The sequence below is a fragment of the Orenia metallireducens genome (genome assembly GCF_001693735.1).
GTDB classification, from domain to species: Bacteria; Bacillota; Halanaerobiia; order Halobacteroidales; family Halobacteroidaceae; genus Orenia; species Orenia metallireducens.
Genome location: NZ_LWDV01000010.1, coordinates 692,384 through 709,677, shown reverse-complemented (window position 1 = coordinate 709,677; position 17,294 = coordinate 692,384). Strand labels below are relative to the sequence as shown.

Sequence of the window (17,294 nt, the reverse complement as noted above, 5' to 3'; positions counted from 1 at the left end):
ACAGGGAAAATTAAATATTTAGGTTCAACAACGAACTTTGTGATTAATGCCTATTTTATATAAGTTGAACTAATAATTTTTATAAAAGATATAAATCAAAATCTTTTTTGACGCAGACTAAAATCTGACTAAGATCTGATTTAAAACCTTTTATTATTTCATTTCTTATTTTTTAGTCCGCTTTTGTCTGCGTAAATCTGCGTCTAATAATTCTTTTGATTTTAAATTATTTTCACAAAAGTCGTGGAAGAACCAATATTTAAGTTCTTGGGGGCATATTTAGATTGAATTAAGAAAAGGAGATGATTAATATGTATTTAGTAAGTGCCTGTTTAGCAGGAATTAATTGTAGGTATGATGGAGGAAATAGTAAGAATGAATTTGTAACTAAGTTAGTAGAGGAGGGTAAAGCACTTCCTGTCTGTCCTGAAATATTAGGGGGATTAGAGACTCCTAGGGTTTGTTGTGAAATTATCGTTGATGAAAGCAGGGATGAAAAAATCATAAGTAAAGATGGTGAAAATTTTACAAATGAATTTATTAAAGGTGCAAGAAAAACTTTAGAGATTGCTAAAATTATTGGAGCAGAAATAGCAATATTACAGTCCAGGAGTCCATCTTGTGGGTATGGATTTGTATATGATGGCGAATTTAGTGGACAACTTCGTAAAGGAAATGGTTTTACTGCTGATCTATTAGTTAGAAATAATATAGCTATATATACTGACAATGATATAGAAAAATTAAATTCTATTATTAATTTTTAAGAGAGTTGATTATAAATTAGTAAGATGTTCTTTAAAAGTATTAAAAAAGGGGACTAAAATGGATATAAACATTAGTGGATTTGTTTCAAGTTATTTAAGATTTGATAATATTAATACAGTCAGAGATAGAATAGAATCAGCAGAAATATCTGTAGAAGATCCTCATTATAGTGAGGTAGAACTACCTTTTGATTTTAATAAGATTGAGATTTCAAAAGAGAGCTTAGAAAAAATTAAAGAATCAACTACAAGAAAAAAAGAGTTAATTAAAGAGCATTTAAGTTCAGTTAATCCATTAAAATTAGACTTTAAACAGGCAATGTCTCTTCATGGTAAGGATATTACTGAGATTTTTAAAAATGAAGGTAATAGTTTAGACTCCTTATTTGTAAAGGCAGATTGGGATAAAATGTTTGACAGTAGTTTTATTCAAAGATTAGCTATAAAGAATGAGGTGTGGAGTGATAGAATCAAAAAAAACTATGATGGTGCTGAAAAAGAAGCAGCACTTGAACGAAAAGATAGTATATTAGAAGAAACAGCAGCAGAATTATTCTCTCAATATGCAGATAATTTTAAACATTATTTTGGAGATGATTTTAATAAAGAAGAATTTGTTAATAATCTATATAGGATAATGAATGAAAATATTAGTTATATCAGAGAAGTTAAGAGAGAACATCAAACAGAATGGGATAAGATGGTTAATAGCAGAGTGACCTATGAGATAAATCCTGAGACTTGTACTGATGAAAATGGGGAAGTATTATGTATGAAGTTAAACACAGCTGTCACTAGATATAAAATGCAGAGCGAAGATGAGGCTAATATGGACTTCTTCCAAAATAAATTAAATAGCCAGCTAAAAGATGTTGAAGAAAATTTAAAAGAGAAATCTGAGGAAAATTCAAAGAATAAGATTGAAGAAATGAGTTATTCTGAATTAGAATATACTTCTAAGACTATTGCTTCAGCATACGAAAATCTATATTCTTTTACAAATAGTTTTGATGGAATTACTAAATCTGTAGAATGGGGGCAGGCAAAAGCTAAGATGCTTTTTGCTACAAAGCATGCTTTACCTAAGGATTTTAGTGATAAACTAATGTTAGGACTTGATAGATTAATTAACAAGCAAGCTAGTGTATTAGATGGATTGATGCAAATAAGTAGAGAGAAAATCATAGAAAGTGTAGGAACTGAGAAAGGTATGAGCGATTATACTCCTTTTTTTGATAATAAAAGTAGGCAAAGTATGATTAATTTATTTGCAGAAATTGGTGGAAAATCAGCAGATACAATTAGTAATGAATATAAGAAAGCATTAGCAGTTTTAAGAGAAAAACAAGAGACAACATATGCAACTAATTCAAAATCTGACTATCTATCTTTATTAAAGGAAGATTGGAATGAATTTATAAGTATGATGCCTAAAGAACTTCAGGATTATAGAGTAAAGGATATAGATGTTATAGTTTAAGCGGTGAGAAATAATATGGAAAATATAAAGATTTTAGTTGCAGATGATGAAGAAGAAATCCAGAAGCTTTTAAAAAATATTTAGAAATAGAAGGCTATAGGGTAGATATTGCTTCTAACGGTGAAGAAGCTCTTGAAATGCTCAATTCTAAAGATAAGTATAACTTAATTATTTTAGATATAATGATGCCTAAGGTAGATGGAATTGAAGTTTGTAGAAAGCTTAGAGAGGCAACGAATATACCTATAATCATGTTAAGTGCCAAAGATGCTGAAATTGATAAAGTATTGGGATTAAGAATTGGGGCAGATGATTATATTACTAAACCCTTTAATATTAATGAGCTAATAGCAAGAGTAAAGGATCATTTACGTAGATTCTTTGTGTTAGGAAGTGATAATCCTAAAGAGGATAGCAACAGATTGGTATATGATAATTAGGATGGATTCTATTATTGATGATAGTTGCTATACTTCTAGCTTAGATATTAGGCTTAGTAGGTAATTTTGCAGGCTTGACTTCATCTCTTTTGATAAAATATCTTAAAATTTATTTATTAGGTGGAGTATTACTTTTTGCTTTAACTCCTACTATTATTCTAATTACTCTAATATTTAAAGACTTTATGCCTGCAATTGGTTTTAGTATTTTTACGTCTTTGGTTGCAATTCTTATTACAAATTCTAAATATGCTGCTATTTTTCCTTAGACTATACCGACGGTAATTAGTGTTTCAGGGCTTGGGATTGTAGATATAGCTGAATATTCAATAACTCATTCATGGATAACTTTAGTTATTACCTTTAGTTTATCTTTAATAGCTAGTATAGTATATTTTAATAAGGCTGATCTTTGATTAGAATAGTTATTTAAATAATGATAGCAGATAAGACCCTTAGAATTTTCTAAGGGCTTTGTAATTCCTAACTTTAGTTAGGGGCTTTTTTAAAATATATAATGTATTATATATTTAAGGTTAAAGTAAAATTATTTTTAAGAAAGGGGGGGAATAAATGAGATCAAAATTTATAATCTTTATTTGTTTATTTTCCTTAATATTTATTCTAAATGGACTGGCAAGTGCTTCAAATATAAAGGTTGATATTGAGGAAGAATTAACTCTGGATTTCAAAGGATCACGGATAAGAGTAGAGACCTGGAATGGAAACTATGTAAAAATAGATACGACATATCTGGTAAGAGAGCCATATGAGATTATTACAGATAATAATGTAATATCTTTTGATAAAGAAGAACATCTTCAAAATTATCCCAATGATCTTGATGATAATAAGTTAGCTTTTACTTTGAACGAAGTATATTTTGAGATTAAGATTCCTAAAGGTATGATTGTCAATATTTATGCAGATAGTGCTAATATTAAGGAAGGATCTTTATTAAAGTCTATTTTTGCTAAGAATGCTAGGGTAAGAGGGTGTGAATTTTTAAATGGTTTTATTGGCGAAGGAGAAAAGATAGTTATAAGAGATTCTCACTTCTTAGGTGAGAAAGAGTTAGACTATGATAAGGTTGAAACTGATCGTTACAATCATATCTGGAAGTTAATTATTAACTTTCTATTTAATAAAGATTAAAATCAACTAAGATTTTAATCGATGATTATTAGTAAGATTTATGCCTAAAAATATAAAAAGGAGAGAATGTATTATGAAATTTAATTTTGCTGTAGTAGTATCATTAATTGCTTTACTATTGTTAACTGGTTGTAGTGGTGATGATGAGGTTATTAAAAATAATGAACCAACATTAATAAATTTTCATGATGATTTTAGTAGTATAAATATTGGTTGGGTTACTGGAACAGATGATGTTTCAAGTAAAACTTATAATGACCATGGTACTTATGAAATTAAATTATTCAAAGGTGGCTTAATAGTTCCAAGTATTGCTCCAATTGCTAAGTTGGGATCAGAATATACTCTTGAGGCAAATATAGAGCAGCCTCTAAGGGAGGGGCATTCTGGAGTAATTTTTAATGGCGTTGAGGATGAAGATTCCGTTGATTATTATGTTTTCCGGATTACTCCTTATTTAGGAAAATATAGTATTAGTAGATACAATGAAATTACAGGAGATGGTTGGACTCATTTAACAACTGAAGAAACAAGCCATCTTAATGAATGGGGTCAGAATAGAATCAAAATAAAGCAAAATAATGATGAGGCCATCTTTTATATTAATGAAAATATTGTAGGAAAGTTAACGGGGATAGATACTCATGAGGAAGGCGTTAATGTAGGAGTCTTTGTCTCTAGTGCAGGTGCTGCTACTGAAGATAACTCAGATACTTTAATGAATTCTGTTATTAGTTACTTTGATGATTTTAAAGTTTCAGGTTATGCTGCTGAATAAAAAGTATATTTAAAAAGGAGAAATTAATTATGTTAAAGAGAATTAATAAGAAAGTTTCGAGGACAGCACCAATGATATGATTATTGCAGGCACTATCCTTTCAAGAAGATGATGATTTATATAAAAGTGATGATTATATTGCTCCAATCTTTCTTCCATTTTTCTTTAAGATGATTTTAAAAGTTAGTTTTCTCAGAAAGCAATTTAAAAAGATATTTTTTAATTCAGGTATGTATCAATATATTATTGGTAGAACAGAAGTGATTGATGAATTTTTTGATAAATTTGCCAAAGATATCGAGCAGATTTTAATTTTTGGTGCTGGTTTTGATTCTAGAGCAATTAGGTTTAAGGATTATTTAAAAGTAGATTTATTATATCAAAATAGACGTAGTAATTGTGGTGCTAAAAGAAAAAAGAAAATATAATTCTTGTAAAGTATATTAACTAAAAACTTCATTTAGGGTGGTCTCTAGAGCAAATAAATGGACGTTTAAAGATTTATTATCCCATAAAAAGATATTAAATGTAATTTTTTTAATCTTGACTAAGAAAAAACTATTATGTTATAATCAAAGCAAAAGTAGTCATAATACTGGCGGATAATTATGGAGTTAACCATAGGGGATTATGACTTATATAATAAATTAGCCGACCGCCTGGGCAGATAGTATAAAAAGCTATTTGTTCAGGCGGTTTTTTTTGTAGAGCCGTTATATGGATGCTTTGGGTTAAGAAACAGAGATTATCAGCGGCTCACGGAGAGTTTTTTTAACTATAAAAACTCGTAGGGGGAGTAGTAAGAGTTAAGTAGTGAATAGCAAGAAGAAAAGACAAAATTGAATAGGTTAAAAACTGTTTTATATCAGAGAAGTTAGTATTCATAAAAATTAAAAACGAAGGATAAATCTAGAAGGATAAAGAAATATTAAAAATGATAATAACTTAAAGGGAGGAAGATAAAAGTGAGTTATAAGTCAGATATTGAGATTGCCCAAGAGGCGAAGATGTTACATATTAAAGAGATAGCTGCCAAGTTAGGATTGACTGAAGATGATATTGAATTATATGGTGATTATAAAGCAAAGATCAAATTAGAGACTTATCGGAGGTTGATGGAAAAAGAAAAGACAGCTAAGTTAATCTTAACTACAGCTATTAATCCTACTCCAGCAGGAGAAGGAAAATCAACTACTACTGTTGGTTTAGGTCAAGCTTTAAATAAGATAGGGAAGAATACTGCAATAGCATTACGTGAACCTTCTTTAGGACCATGTATGGGAATTAAAGGAGGAGCAGCTGGTGGAGGTTATTCACAAGTTGTACCGATGGAGGATATTAACTTACATTTTACAGGTGATATTCATGCTATTGGTATAGCTCATAATTTATTATCAGCAGCTATTGATAATCATATTAAGCAAGGAAATGAGTTGAATTTAGATCAAACTAAGATTAATTTTAAACGTGTAGTAGATATGAATGACCGTGCTTTAAGAGAGATAGTAGTAGGTCTTGGTGGAACGGCAAATGGTCAGCCTCGTCAAGATGGATATATGATTACCGTTGCTTCTGAAGTAATGGCGATTTTATGTCTAGCAGAGGGGATATTGGACTTAAAAGAAAGACTAGGTAAGATGGTTGTAGCTTATAACTATGAAGGAGAAGCAATTACAGCTAAAGATCTAAAGGTTGCTGGTGCAATGGCAGCATTATTAAAAGATGCAATCAAGCCTAATTTAGTACAGACTTTAGAGAATACTCCTGCCTTTATCCATGGTGGTCCTTTTGCTAATATTGCTCATGGTTGTAATAGTGTTATGGCTACTAAATTAGCCCTTAAAACTGCTGATTATGTAGTTACAGAGGCTGGATTTGGGGCAGATTTAGGAGCGGAGAAGTTCTTTAATATCAAATGTCGTTTTGCTGGGTTAGCCCCTGATGCAGTTGTAGTAGTAGCTACTGCTCGCGCTCTAAAGCTTCATGGTGGTGTAAGCAAAGATGAACTAAATGAGGAGAATTTAAATGCATTGGCAGCTGGTTTAGAGAATTTAGAGAAGCATATTGAGAATGTTCAGAAGTTTGGAGTGCCTTTAGTTGTTGCTATTAATGAATTTCCAACAGATACAGAGGCGGAATTGAATTTAATTAAAGAGCGTTGTGAAGAGTTAGGAGTAGAAGTAGCCTTATCTCAAGTTTGGGCTAAAGGTGGAGAAGGTGGAATCGAGTTGGCTGAGAAGGTATTGGAGCTAATTGAAAAGCCAAGTGATTTCAAAGTATTATATGATGTTGAAGATTCTATTGAAGATAAGATAATTAAGATTGCTACTGAAATATATGGAGCAGCTAAGGTTAACTTTACAGCTCAAGCTAAGAAGGATATTAAGCAGCTAGTTAAGGATGGTTTTGATAAGATGCCAATCTGTATGGCTAAGACTCCTGTTTCATTATCAGATAATCCTGCTTTGAAAGGAAGACCGATGGGGTTTGAAGTAACAGTAAGAGAGATTAATGTATCTGCAGGTGCAGGATTTTTGGTAGCATTAACTGGAAATGTGATGACGATGCCAGGATTACCTAAGCGACCTGCTGCTGAGAATATAGATATTGATGAGAATGGTAAGATTACAGGGTTATTTTAATTTACTTAGGGTTGCAATTAAAAGTTTTACTTAGTATAATAGTAGTAGATTTTTCTATTTTTATATACAATTTAATATTTTCGCTTGGATCCTCAAGGACCGAGACGGTATGAATCTGAAATATTAGGATAACTATGTCTAATGATATAGTTATGCTTGGTTATGATTATAAAAGCCTTCTTGTCCTTAAAGGATGAGAGGGCTTTTTCTATTTGATTTACCAGAGCTTAATTATCAGTAGAAGTGAGGTGATAGAAGTGAGAGAAAAGATAACTGTCAAGACTTTACAAGAAAGGAAGGAGCTAGGTCAGAAGATTACTATGCTAACAGCCTATGATTATCCTACTGCTCAACTGATAGATCGAGCTGGAATTGATGTGATTTTAGTTGGGGACTCTTTAGGGATGGTTGTTTTGGGTTATGAAGATACTTTGGCAGTAACTTTAGATGATATTATCTACCATAGTAAGGCAGTAGCTAGAGGAGTAAAAGAGTCCCTAGTAGTTAGTGATATGCCTTTTATGTCTTATAAGATAGATGATATTTCTAAGACAGTACAGAATGCAGGAAGGATTATCAAAGAGACTGGAGTAGGAGCTGTTAAATTAGAGGGTGGCAGTGAAATATCAGAGGAAGTAAAGGCTGTTGTTCAAGCTGGAATTCCAGTGATGGGACACTTAGGTCTTACCCCACAATCTGTCAATCAATTTGGAGGATTTAAAGTTCAAGCAAGAGAGGTTGAGGCTAGAAAGAAATTGCTTGAAGATGTATTGGTTTTGGAGAAGGCAGGGGTTTTTGCAGTTGTATTGGAATGTATTCCAGCTGATTTAGCTAAAGAAGTGACTGAAAGAATATCTATTCCAACTATAGGTATAGGTGCTGGAAATGCTTGTGATGGTCAGGTTCTCGTAACCCAAGATATGTTAGGGCTCTTCTCTAATTTTAGGCCTAAATTTGTCAGAAGATATGCTGAGTTAGATACTGATATAAGTTTAGCAATATCGAAGTATAAGAATGATGTTAAACAGGGGGAATTTCCTAAAGTAGAAGAGAGTTTTTAAGGAGGAAGTAGAGTGGAGATATATCATAGGATTTCTGATATTAGAGATTATGTGAAAGCTAGAAGAAGAGAAGGAAAGAAAATAGGGTTTGTACCTACTATGGGTTACTTACATCAGGGGCATTTAACTTTGATGGAAAGGGCTAAAGAGGAGAATGATATAGTAATAGCCAGTATCTTTATCAACCCAACTCAATTTGGTCCAGATGAGGATTATGAGGATTACCCTCGAAATTTAGAGCATGACGCTAAGTTAGCTAAAGGGGTAGGTATTGATATTATTTTTGCTCCAAAGGTTGAAGAGATTTATCTAAAAAATGCCTGTACTAGAGTTGAGGTAGACGACTTGACTACAAAACTTTGTGGGGCTTCTAGACCAGGGCATTTTAGAGGTGTTTGTACTATAGTAACTAAGTTATTTAACATTGTAAACCCTGATAGAGCTTATTTTGGTCAAAAGGATGCTCAGCAGGTCTTGGTTATTAAGAAGATGGTAGAAGATTTAAACTTTGATGTAAAGATAGTAGTTGTACCTATTGTAAGAGAAGAAGATGGATTGGCTATGAGCTCTCGTAATAAGTATTTAAGTACTAAAGAAAGAGAGGCTGCTTTAATTTTATTTAAATCTTTGACTTTGGCTAAGAATATGATAGAAGCTGGCAAAAGAGACGCTAACTTAATTAAATCTCAAATTATAAAGAATATAGAAAATGAACCTTTGGCTAGGATAGATTATGTACATATTGCTAATGAAAAGAATCTCAAAGAAGTCGATTTAGTTACAGGGAAAATATTGATTGCATTAGCTGTCTATATTGGTGAAACTAGACTTATAGATAATATTCTTCTGGAGGTATAGGTATGATAAGGATGATGTATAAATCCAAAATTCATCGGGCGAAGGTGACTGATGCTAATTTGAATTATATTGGTAGTATCACTATAGATCAAGAGTTAATGGAGGCTGCTGATATACTCCCTAATGAGAGGGTGCAGGTTGTAAATAATAATAATGGTGAACGATTAGAAACTTATGTTATTCCCGGTGAAAAGGGCTCAGGGGTTATCTGTTTAAATGGAGCAGCAGCTAGAAAGGCTCAAACAGGTGATACTGTAATTATAATCTCCTATGCTCTGATGAATGAAAGTGAATCTAAAGAATTAAGTCCTAAAGTTGTGTTAGTCAATGAAGATAATCAGATTTGTGATTGTGATATTTAAATATGAAAGAAAGATATTGCAATATTTTTTAGAATTGAGAAGGTGGAGTTGAGAATTGATAATTAAAAGATTTTAAAGATTTTAAATTGAAGAAAATTAATGTTTGAACGAAGCAAACATTTTCAAGAAGTAATAGTTACGGTATGATCTTTGAATTAGAAGTACCATATTTCTCAATTTCAATAGGTGTTGATTGCTGAGAGAGTTTAATTTTCTTCTAGACCTTTTGGTTACTTTTATGGTAATGCTAAAAGTAACTCGGGAAAAAAGCTGATAAGCTTTCCCGAAAAATGTTTTAATAATTTTGTTTGTTTTTTAAAAGTGAAAAGTGTCTCTTTATACCCATTATACGATAAATATCAATTTATAATAAATGAAATTATCATATATTAATTATCAAAAAATAAGGAGGAGTATTAATGAAATTTACAGTAAGACAATTAACGATAACTGGAATACTAGGAGCGATATCATTATTACTAGGCTCAACACCACTAGGATTTATCCCAGTTCCTACTCCAGCAGGTTCAGCAACTATAATGCATATCCCAGTGATTATTGGGGCGATTATAGAGGGACCTTTAGTTGGAGGTGCTGTTGGTTTGATATTTGGCTTGTTCAGTTTTTTGCGTGGTGGTGCTGCCTTATTTTCAGATCCAATAATAGCTATTCTCCCAAGGGTCTTGATTGGTATATTTGCTGCATATGCATATATGGCTATTAAAAATAATTTAATGGCAACAGGTATAGCGGCTATAGTAGGTACTATAACCAATACCGTTGGTGTGTTATCCTTGGGAGTAATTAGAGGTTACTTACCTAACTGGGAAACGGCTGTTACTATTGCTGTTAGTCATGGAATTCCAGAAGTTATAATTGCTGTACTAATTACTGTGGCTATTGCTAAGGGATTGCAAAGATCCCGTTTAGCAGCTTAGTTTTATTGAATAATAATTTAATAGTTAATATTAAGAGAAGGAAGATGATTCCTTCTCTTTTTTCTTTTAAAGTGTAAAATTATTAATCAAAATAATTGTTTTATGGTATTCTAATAAAAAGGAGGTAGGAGAATGAGTAAGTTTTATACCAGTAAAGATAACAATTATGGTAAAGAGATTGATTATGAAGAAGTTACTAATCTATTTAATAATTTAATTTCTGATAAAGGATATGGAGTCTTATTAGATTGTGTTGTTCCCCAAATCCGTAATGCTGATTATCCTCATGGGATTTCTAAACCTATACCTTTTTTACGAGCAGTAAATTTAGAGGATAAATTGATGTTGGTGATGGTAGAGTATAAACTTTATGTTCCAGGTGCTGAAAATGATCAGGAGTTAGCCTTGGAGATAAATAAAGATGATTTTCGGGTCTTTAAAAAAGAAGAAGAGATTAATTTTTTATATAATGAAGATAAGGTGATTGAGATCAAGTTACATAATTCCTTTGATTTTTCTTATGATCTAGATGATGAAGAGGTTCTTCCTACATTATTATTTATCGATTGGGTTAGCAGTCCATTTATCTAGCAGGAAATAAAGAGTAAATAACAAGAGTTTATGAGTGGTGATTAGCTAATCATCACTCATGATTTTGTAGTTTACCTTTTGCAAATTATTCTATCTGTGTTATAATTAATTAAATAAGACTTCGGTTAGAATATTATAGTTATTACTGGTTTGGAGGAGAGAAAATGTTAGAAAAAGATTATAATCAAATAATTGAGCAATTGGTAGAATGGATTAGAGATAAGGTAACAGAGGCAGGGTGTAATGGAGCGGTAATTGGTTTAAGTGGAGGAATTGACTCAGCAGTAACGGCTACTTTATGTAAGAAGGCTTTTCCAGATAATACTTTAGGGGTGATTATGCCTTGTTATAGTGATCCACAAGATGCTTTGGACGCTCAGGCAGTAGCTGAAGAATTTGATATTTCTTATAAAGTAGTTGATTTAAGTTCTACTTTTGACCAACTATTAGAATCAATTGAAGGTAAGGCTGATGTAGAGAAGAGTATGGCTGTTGCTAATATCAAACCTAGGCTGAGAATGACTACTCTTTATTATCATGCTAGTATCAATAATAGTTTAGTTGTAGGTACTGATAACAGAAGTGAGTTGAAGGTTGGCTACTTCACTAAATTTGGTGATGGTGGTATTGATATTGCACCTTTGGGTAATTTGGTTAAATTAGAGGTTCGAGAGGTTGCTAAACTTTTAGGAGTTCCAGAGAGAATTATTACTAAAGCCCCATCGGCTGGATTATGGGGTGGACAGACTGATGAGTCTGAGATGGGTATTACCTATGAAGAACTAGATAAGTATATCTTAACAGGAGAAGCAGAGCCTAGGGTTAAAGAAGTTGTTGATGATTTAGCTGCTAAGAATGCCCATAAGTTAAAAAGTATACCTATTCCTTCATTTTAAATCAATATTATATAGTAATTTTCTAGGAGTGAACGAGATGTTCACTCCTATTTTCTTTTCATATTATGATAAATATGTTATAATATTTTCATATTATAAAAATGGAGGTTGGGAGATGGGAAAGACATTAGTTCAATCCGTTGATAGGGCATTGAGAATTTTAGAATTATTGGTCGAACAGAACCAATCAATGAATTTAAGTGAAATTAGTGAAGAGGTGGACCTAAATATTAGTACTGTACATAGGTTATTAAATACATTAATATATAGAGGCTTTGTTGAAAAAGAGGAGACTGGCAGATATAAGTTAGGTGTTCGTATCTTTGAGATAGTTAGTATTTTAGAGGACTCTTTAGATTTAAAAGCTATAGTTCGCCCTTATTTAAGGGAGATTGTAGATGCATGTAATGAAACTGCCAATCTAGTTATTTTAGACCAAGGAGAGGTTGTTTATATTGATCAAGTTGAATCAACTAACTTGGTCAGAATGTTTGCTAATATTGGGAGTAAAGGACCTGCTCATTCTTTAGGTGCAGGAAAGGTATTGTTGGCCTATTTAGATAAAAAGGAGTTAGATAAAGTATTAAAACGGATGGAATTGACTAAATTCACTTCAGAAACTATTACCGATATTGAAGAATTGAAGGATAACCTCAAACAGATTAAATCACAAGGATATGCTATTGATTTTGAGGAGATGGAAGAAGGGGTTAGATGTGTAGCAGCTCCTATTAAAAATGGTGATGGGGAGGTGATTGCTGCTATTAGTGTTTCTGGTCCTAATATTAGAATTACTGATAAATTTTTATATAATAAACTAATTCCCTTAGTAACAAGTAAGGCTATAGAGATTTCCAAAAATATTGGAGGCATAAGAATTAAAGGCTGATTGTATAATACTTTGTATATGGAGGAAAATTAAATGGTAAGAAAGGAAATATTAATTTTTGAACATGAAAAGGGATTACATGCTAGAGTGGCAGCTTTAATAGTCCGTGAATCTATTCAACTTCAGAATAAATACAAAGATAAATTATTTATAGGTAGGAATGAGAATGACCTTCTTCCAGCAACGAGCTTGATTTCAGTTATTTCTAGTAATATAAAATATGGGGATAAGATGGTGATAGTCAGCAAAGGTGATAATGCTGATAAGTCGCTACATGAATTTGCAAAATTTTTAAAGGGTAAATTTGATCTAGAAGATAAACAGACAAGGGATGAAATCGATCAGGTTCTTCAAGAGACTACCTTAACAATGGATAAGGTCTTTAATAATATTGCTAATGGTGTAATCGTGGTTGATCAGGAAGGTGTAATCACCAGTTTCAATCCTGCTGCTGAAAAAATTACAGGCTTATCTGCCAATAGAGTAATTGGTGAGGATATAAATTCTGTTATTGCCAACTCTAAACTTAAGGAGATAATTAAATCTGGTCAAGCTGAGTTAGGCAAGAGGCAAGAAATTAATGATGCGACTATTGTTACCAATAGGAATCCAATATTCTCTAATGGTCGAATTATAGGAGCGATTGCTGTCTTTCAAGATATCTCTACTCTAGAAAGATTATCAGGAGAGTTAAAAGAGGTAAGAGCACTAAAAGAGCGGTTACACTTAATTTTAGAATCGGTACAGGATGGAATCTGTGTTGTTGATAAAAAGGGTGGTATCGAATATCTAAATCCAACTTATGCCAAGATGTTAAATATAGATATAGAGACTGTAGTTGGACGTAAGCTAGAAGAGATCAATCAGGATAAGACCTATCAGCAGGTGTTGGAGACTGGTGAAAGTATAACAGGTGTTGTAACAGAAAAGGATAATGATTTAGTTATTATTTTCAATGTTTATCCAATACAAGTAGATGGAGAGATAGAAGGAGCTGTCTTAGTAGCTAAGAAGAAGATAGAGATAGAGAAGTTAGCTGATCGTTTAAAGGAATTATCGGCTAAAGCTGAGTATTTAGAACAAGAGTTAAAGAGAGAAAAGGAGTTAGACTCTTCTTTTGAAAGAATTATTGGAAGAAGTGGGGTTTTAAAGGACTCTTTAGTCAGAGCATCTAAAGCTGCTGAAACAACATCTACGGTTTTAATTAGAGGAGAGAGTGGTACTGGAAAAGAGTTGGTTGCTGAAGCAATTCACTATGCTAGTAACAGAAAGAATAAACCTTTTATTAGAGTAAATTGTGCAGCTATTCCTTCTAATTTGATAGAGAGTGAACTTTTTGGACATGAAAAGGGAGCCTTTACTGGGGCTATTAATAGAAAGATTGGTAAATTTGAACTTGCAGATGGAGGTACTATCTTTTTAGATGAAATTGGTGAATTGTCTGTTGAGTTACAGGTTAAATTATTAAGAGTGTTACAGGAGAGAGAATTTGAAAGGGTTGGAGGAATAGAACGGATTTCTGTTAATATAAGAGTGATTACAGCTACCAATAGGAATCTAGAAGAGATGATTGAAGAAAATAATTTTAGAGAAGATTTATATTATCGTTTAAATGTTATACCTATTATCTTACCACCATTAAGAGAGAGAAAAGATGACATTCCTTTACTTGTTAATCATTTTTTGGATAAACTATCTGAAAGGCTAAATAAGAAGGTTGATACTATTTCCCAAGATGCTTTAGAGATATTAACTAACTATTCCTGGCCTGGTAATGTTAGGGAGTTACAAAATATTGTTGAAAGGGGAATTAATTTTACTGATAGTCAAGAGATTAGTATTGATGATTTACCTGATTATATAAGGAATAATTATCAGAATCAGAGATCTTTAATCAATCTTACTGCTGATGGAGAGATAGCTAGTATAGAAGAGTATGAACGAGAAATTATTAAGAGAGCTTTAGAAAAATATAAAAGTTTTAATGCTACTGGTAAGGTTTTAGGGGTTACCCATAAAACGGTAGCTGCTAAAGCTAGAAAGTACGGTTTGGTCAAAGAGTAGTTGGTAAAAAAGAATAACAGCTTGGTAATAAGTATCAAAGAATATCTTTTATTAAATTTAGGAAAACTATATAGTTGAATTTAAAAATAAACCATCGGCTTTATTTAAGTGTTTAATACCATATTTCTTTATTGTTTATAAATATATACCTTAATCTAATTAATTCTCAAATATGATTCCTATTACATCTTTTTTTAAATGTGATAGATTTATATTAGACATATTGGCATGAAAATTGCATTAAATAATTAGTGTACGAAAAATATATAATCTTGTTAAAATTTTAAATTTAAAATATAAATTATTTGGAGGTATTGAAATGGTAGAGAAAAAAGCTGTAATTAAAAATGAGACAGGTATTCATGCACGTCCGGCATCTATGATTGTTCAATTAGCTAACAAGTATGATGCAGAGATTACTATTGAAAAGGATGGAAATGGAGTTAATGCTAAGAGTATTATGGGAATTATGAGTTTAGGTGTTAGTAAAAGTACTGAAGTTACTGTCAAAGCAGAAGGGAAAAATGCTCAAGAAGCAGTTGATGCATTGGTTGAATTGTTAGAAAGTGGTTTTGGAGAATAAGAAAGGAGTTGGCAGTAATGAGTAAAGAATTAGTGGGGACAGCAGCATCTCCAGGTATAGCAATTGGTAAGGTTTTAATTTTAGAAGAAGAGAATCTTGATTACCAGAAGAAGACTGTTGAAGATGTAGAAGGTGAAAAAGCAAGATTACATGATGCTCTAGAACGTTCTAAGGAACAACTACAAGCTATTAAAGATAAAGTTGAAAGAGAGATGGGAAATGATAAAGCTGAGATTTTCCAAGCTCACCTATTGGTTTTAGCAGATCCAGAATTGATTTCGGCTGTTGAAAATAAGATTGCTAATGAAAAGATAAATGCAGAGGCAGCTTTAGATGCTACTGTAGAACAATTTGCTACTTTATTTGCGAATATGGATAATGATTATATGAAGGAAAGAGCAAGTGATATTCGTGATGTAGGAAGTAGAATCTTAAAGAATTTATTAGGTATAGATAGTGTAAATTTAGCTCAATTGGATGAAGAGGTAATATTGATTGCTGATGACTTGACTCCTTCTGATACAGCTCAAGTTAATAAAGATAAAGTTTTAGGTTTTGCTACAAAAATTGGAGGTAGAACTTCTCATACTGCAATTATGGCACGTTCTTTAGAGTTGCCAGCTGTAGTTGGAGTAAGTGAGATTCTAGATATAGTAGAAAATGGAGACCAAATTATTGTTGATGGGGTAGATGGTGATATTATCATCAATCCTACCGAGGATCAATTGGCTTCATATAAGAACAAGGCTGAAGAGTATGAGCAGAGAAAGGCTAGATTGGCTGAACTTAAAGATTTAGCTGGAGAGACTAAAGATGGGCATAGAGTTGAATTAGTGGCTAATATAGGTACTCCTAAAGATGTTAAAGGTGCTTTAGTTAATGGTGCTGAAGGTATTGGGTTATTCCGTAGTGAGTTCTTATATATGGACAGAGACTCTTTTCCTACCGAAGAGGAGCAGTTTGCTGCTTATAAAGAGGTAGCTGAAAAGATGGATGGTCCAGTTGTAATTAGAACTTTGGATATCGGTGGTGATAAAGAACTATCATACTTGGATTTACCAAAAGAGATGAACCCATTCCTTGGTTATAGAGCTATTAGAATCTGCTTAGATAGAATAGATATCTTCAAGACTCAATTAAGAGCTATCTTAAGAGCTAGTGCTTATGGACAAGTGAAGATTATGTATCCAATGATCTCTGCATTAGAGCAGTTAAGAGCAGCTAATGAAATTTTAGAAGAGGTTAAAGCAGAGTTGAAGGCTGAAAATATCGACTTTGATGAAAATCTTGAAGTTGGAATGATGATTGAGATTCCAGCAGCAGCAATGATAGCTGATATATTAGCTAAAGAGACAGACTTCTTTAGTATCGGTACTAATGATTTAATTCAATATACAACTGCTACTGATAGAATGAATGAGAATATCTCTCACTTATATCAACCATTCCACCCTGCATTATTACGTTTAATCAAACGTGTTGTAGAAGCAGCTCATGCAGAAGGAAATTGGGCAGGAATGTGTGGAGAGATGGCAGGAGATAAGAGGTTAACACCTTATCTATTGGGTATTGGTTTAGATGAATTTAGTATGAGTGCTGTTTCTATTCCAGAGGTTAAAGATGGAATCAGAAATATGAGTTTAGAAGAAGCAAAAGAGATTGCTCAAAAAGCATTGACTTTCTCAACTGCTGAGGAAGTTGAAGCTTTTTTAAGTAATATATAAACATACAATTTTAGAATTACTCCTCAAAAAGCAACTGTGCAGACAGTTGCTTTTTTATAATTATTT

Annotated in this window: 16 protein-coding genes, 1 pseudogene and 1 riboswitch; all 17 genes and pseudogenes read left to right on the top strand. The window is 32.2% G+C overall.

Annotated elements, in window-relative coordinates; all coding sequences use genetic code 11:
• The first annotated feature begins 311 nt into the window (after nucleotides 1-311).
• The 17 genes and pseudogenes from U472_RS15330 (at nucleotide 312) to ptsP (ending at nucleotide 17,228) form a co-directional block, all read left to right on the top strand.
• Nucleotides 312-767, top strand: a complete 456-nt coding sequence (locus U472_RS15330) for a 2-thiouracil desulfurase family protein (protein WP_068719609.1) — start codon at nucleotides 312-314, stop codon at nucleotides 765-767.
• Between the two features lie 58 nt (nucleotides 768-825).
• A complete protein-coding gene (locus U472_RS15325; protein ID WP_068719608.1) occupies nucleotides 826-2,247 on the top strand; it encodes a hypothetical protein in 1,422 nt (473 codons plus the stop codon).
• A 15-nt stretch (nucleotides 2,248-2,262) separates the two neighbouring features.
• A pseudogene (locus U472_RS15320) lies at nucleotides 2,263-2,678 on the top strand (response regulator transcription factor); the annotation flags it as partial.
• A 582-nt stretch (nucleotides 2,679-3,260) separates the two neighbouring features.
• Nucleotides 3,261-3,842, top strand: a complete 582-nt coding sequence (locus U472_RS15315; protein WP_068719607.1) for a hypothetical protein — start codon at nucleotides 3,261-3,263, stop codon at nucleotides 3,840-3,842.
• 73 nt (nucleotides 3,843-3,915) lie between these two features.
• Nucleotides 3,916-4,620 (top strand): hypothetical protein, encoded by a 705-nt coding sequence (locus U472_RS15310; protein WP_068719606.1) that lies wholly within the window; start codon nucleotides 3,916-3,918, stop codon nucleotides 4,618-4,620.
• A gap of 83 nt (nucleotides 4,621-4,703) precedes the next feature.
• Nucleotides 4,704-5,048 carry a class I SAM-dependent methyltransferase gene (locus U472_RS15305; protein WP_068719605.1) on the top strand — a complete coding sequence of 115 codons (345 nt, stop codon included), beginning with the start codon at nucleotides 4,704-4,706 and terminating at the stop codon, nucleotides 5,046-5,048.
• Between the two features lie 153 nt (nucleotides 5,049-5,201).
• Nucleotides 5,202-5,292, top strand: a riboswitch (ZMP/ZTP riboswitch).
• Nucleotides 5,293-5,585: 293 nt separating this feature from the next.
• The gene (locus U472_RS15300; protein WP_083189948.1) at nucleotides 5,586-7,262 is read left to right on the top strand and encodes a formate--tetrahydrofolate ligase; all 1,677 of its coding nucleotides are present in this window, start codon (nucleotides 5,586-5,588) and stop codon (nucleotides 7,260-7,262) included.
• Nucleotides 7,263-7,519: 257 nt separating this feature from the next.
• On the top strand, nucleotides 7,520-8,323 hold the full coding sequence (panB, locus tag U472_RS15295; protein ID WP_083189973.1) for a 3-methyl-2-oxobutanoate hydroxymethyltransferase: 804 nt from the start codon (nucleotides 7,520-7,522) through the stop codon (nucleotides 8,321-8,323).
• 12 nt (nucleotides 8,324-8,335) lie between these two features.
• The gene (gene panC, locus U472_RS15290) at nucleotides 8,336-9,181 is read left to right on the top strand and encodes a pantoate--beta-alanine ligase (RefSeq protein WP_068719604.1); all 846 of its coding nucleotides are present in this window, start codon (nucleotides 8,336-8,338) and stop codon (nucleotides 9,179-9,181) included.
• Nucleotides 9,182-9,183: 2 nt separating this feature from the next.
• Nucleotides 9,184-9,543: an aspartate 1-decarboxylase gene (gene panD, locus U472_RS15285; RefSeq protein WP_068719603.1), complete on the top strand. Its 360-nt coding sequence runs from the start codon at nucleotides 9,184-9,186 to the stop codon at nucleotides 9,541-9,543.
• Nucleotides 9,544-9,962: 419 nt separating this feature from the next.
• Nucleotides 9,963-10,481, top strand: coding sequence for an ECF transporter S component (locus U472_RS15280; RefSeq protein WP_068719602.1), 519 nt, complete (start codon nucleotides 9,963-9,965; stop codon nucleotides 10,479-10,481).
• Between the two features lie 132 nt (nucleotides 10,482-10,613).
• On the top strand, nucleotides 10,614-11,072 hold the full coding sequence (locus U472_RS15275) for a hypothetical protein (protein WP_068719601.1): 459 nt from the start codon (nucleotides 10,614-10,616) through the stop codon (nucleotides 11,070-11,072).
• A gap of 164 nt (nucleotides 11,073-11,236) precedes the next feature.
• Entirely contained in the window at nucleotides 11,237-11,968 is a 732-nt protein-coding gene (locus U472_RS15270) for an NAD+ synthase (protein WP_068719600.1), read from the top strand.
• A gap of 115 nt (nucleotides 11,969-12,083) precedes the next feature.
• On the top strand, nucleotides 12,084-12,857 hold the full coding sequence (locus U472_RS15265) for an IclR family transcriptional regulator (RefSeq protein ID WP_068719832.1): 774 nt from the start codon (nucleotides 12,084-12,086) through the stop codon (nucleotides 12,855-12,857).
• Between the two features lie 33 nt (nucleotides 12,858-12,890).
• The gene (locus U472_RS15260; RefSeq protein WP_068719599.1) at nucleotides 12,891-14,921 is read left to right on the top strand and encodes a sigma 54-interacting transcriptional regulator; all 2,031 of its coding nucleotides are present in this window, start codon (nucleotides 12,891-12,893) and stop codon (nucleotides 14,919-14,921) included.
• Between the two features lie 319 nt (nucleotides 14,922-15,240).
• Complete coding sequence (locus tag U472_RS15255; RefSeq protein WP_068719598.1) at nucleotides 15,241-15,504, top strand: HPr family phosphocarrier protein; 264 nt, start codon at nucleotides 15,241-15,243, stop codon at nucleotides 15,502-15,504.
• 17 nt (nucleotides 15,505-15,521) lie between these two features.
• Nucleotides 15,522-17,228 (top strand): phosphoenolpyruvate--protein phosphotransferase, encoded by a 1,707-nt coding sequence (ptsP, locus tag U472_RS15250; RefSeq protein WP_068719597.1) that lies wholly within the window; start codon nucleotides 15,522-15,524, stop codon nucleotides 17,226-17,228.
• The last annotated feature ends 66 nt before the right edge of the window (nucleotides 17,229-17,294 follow it).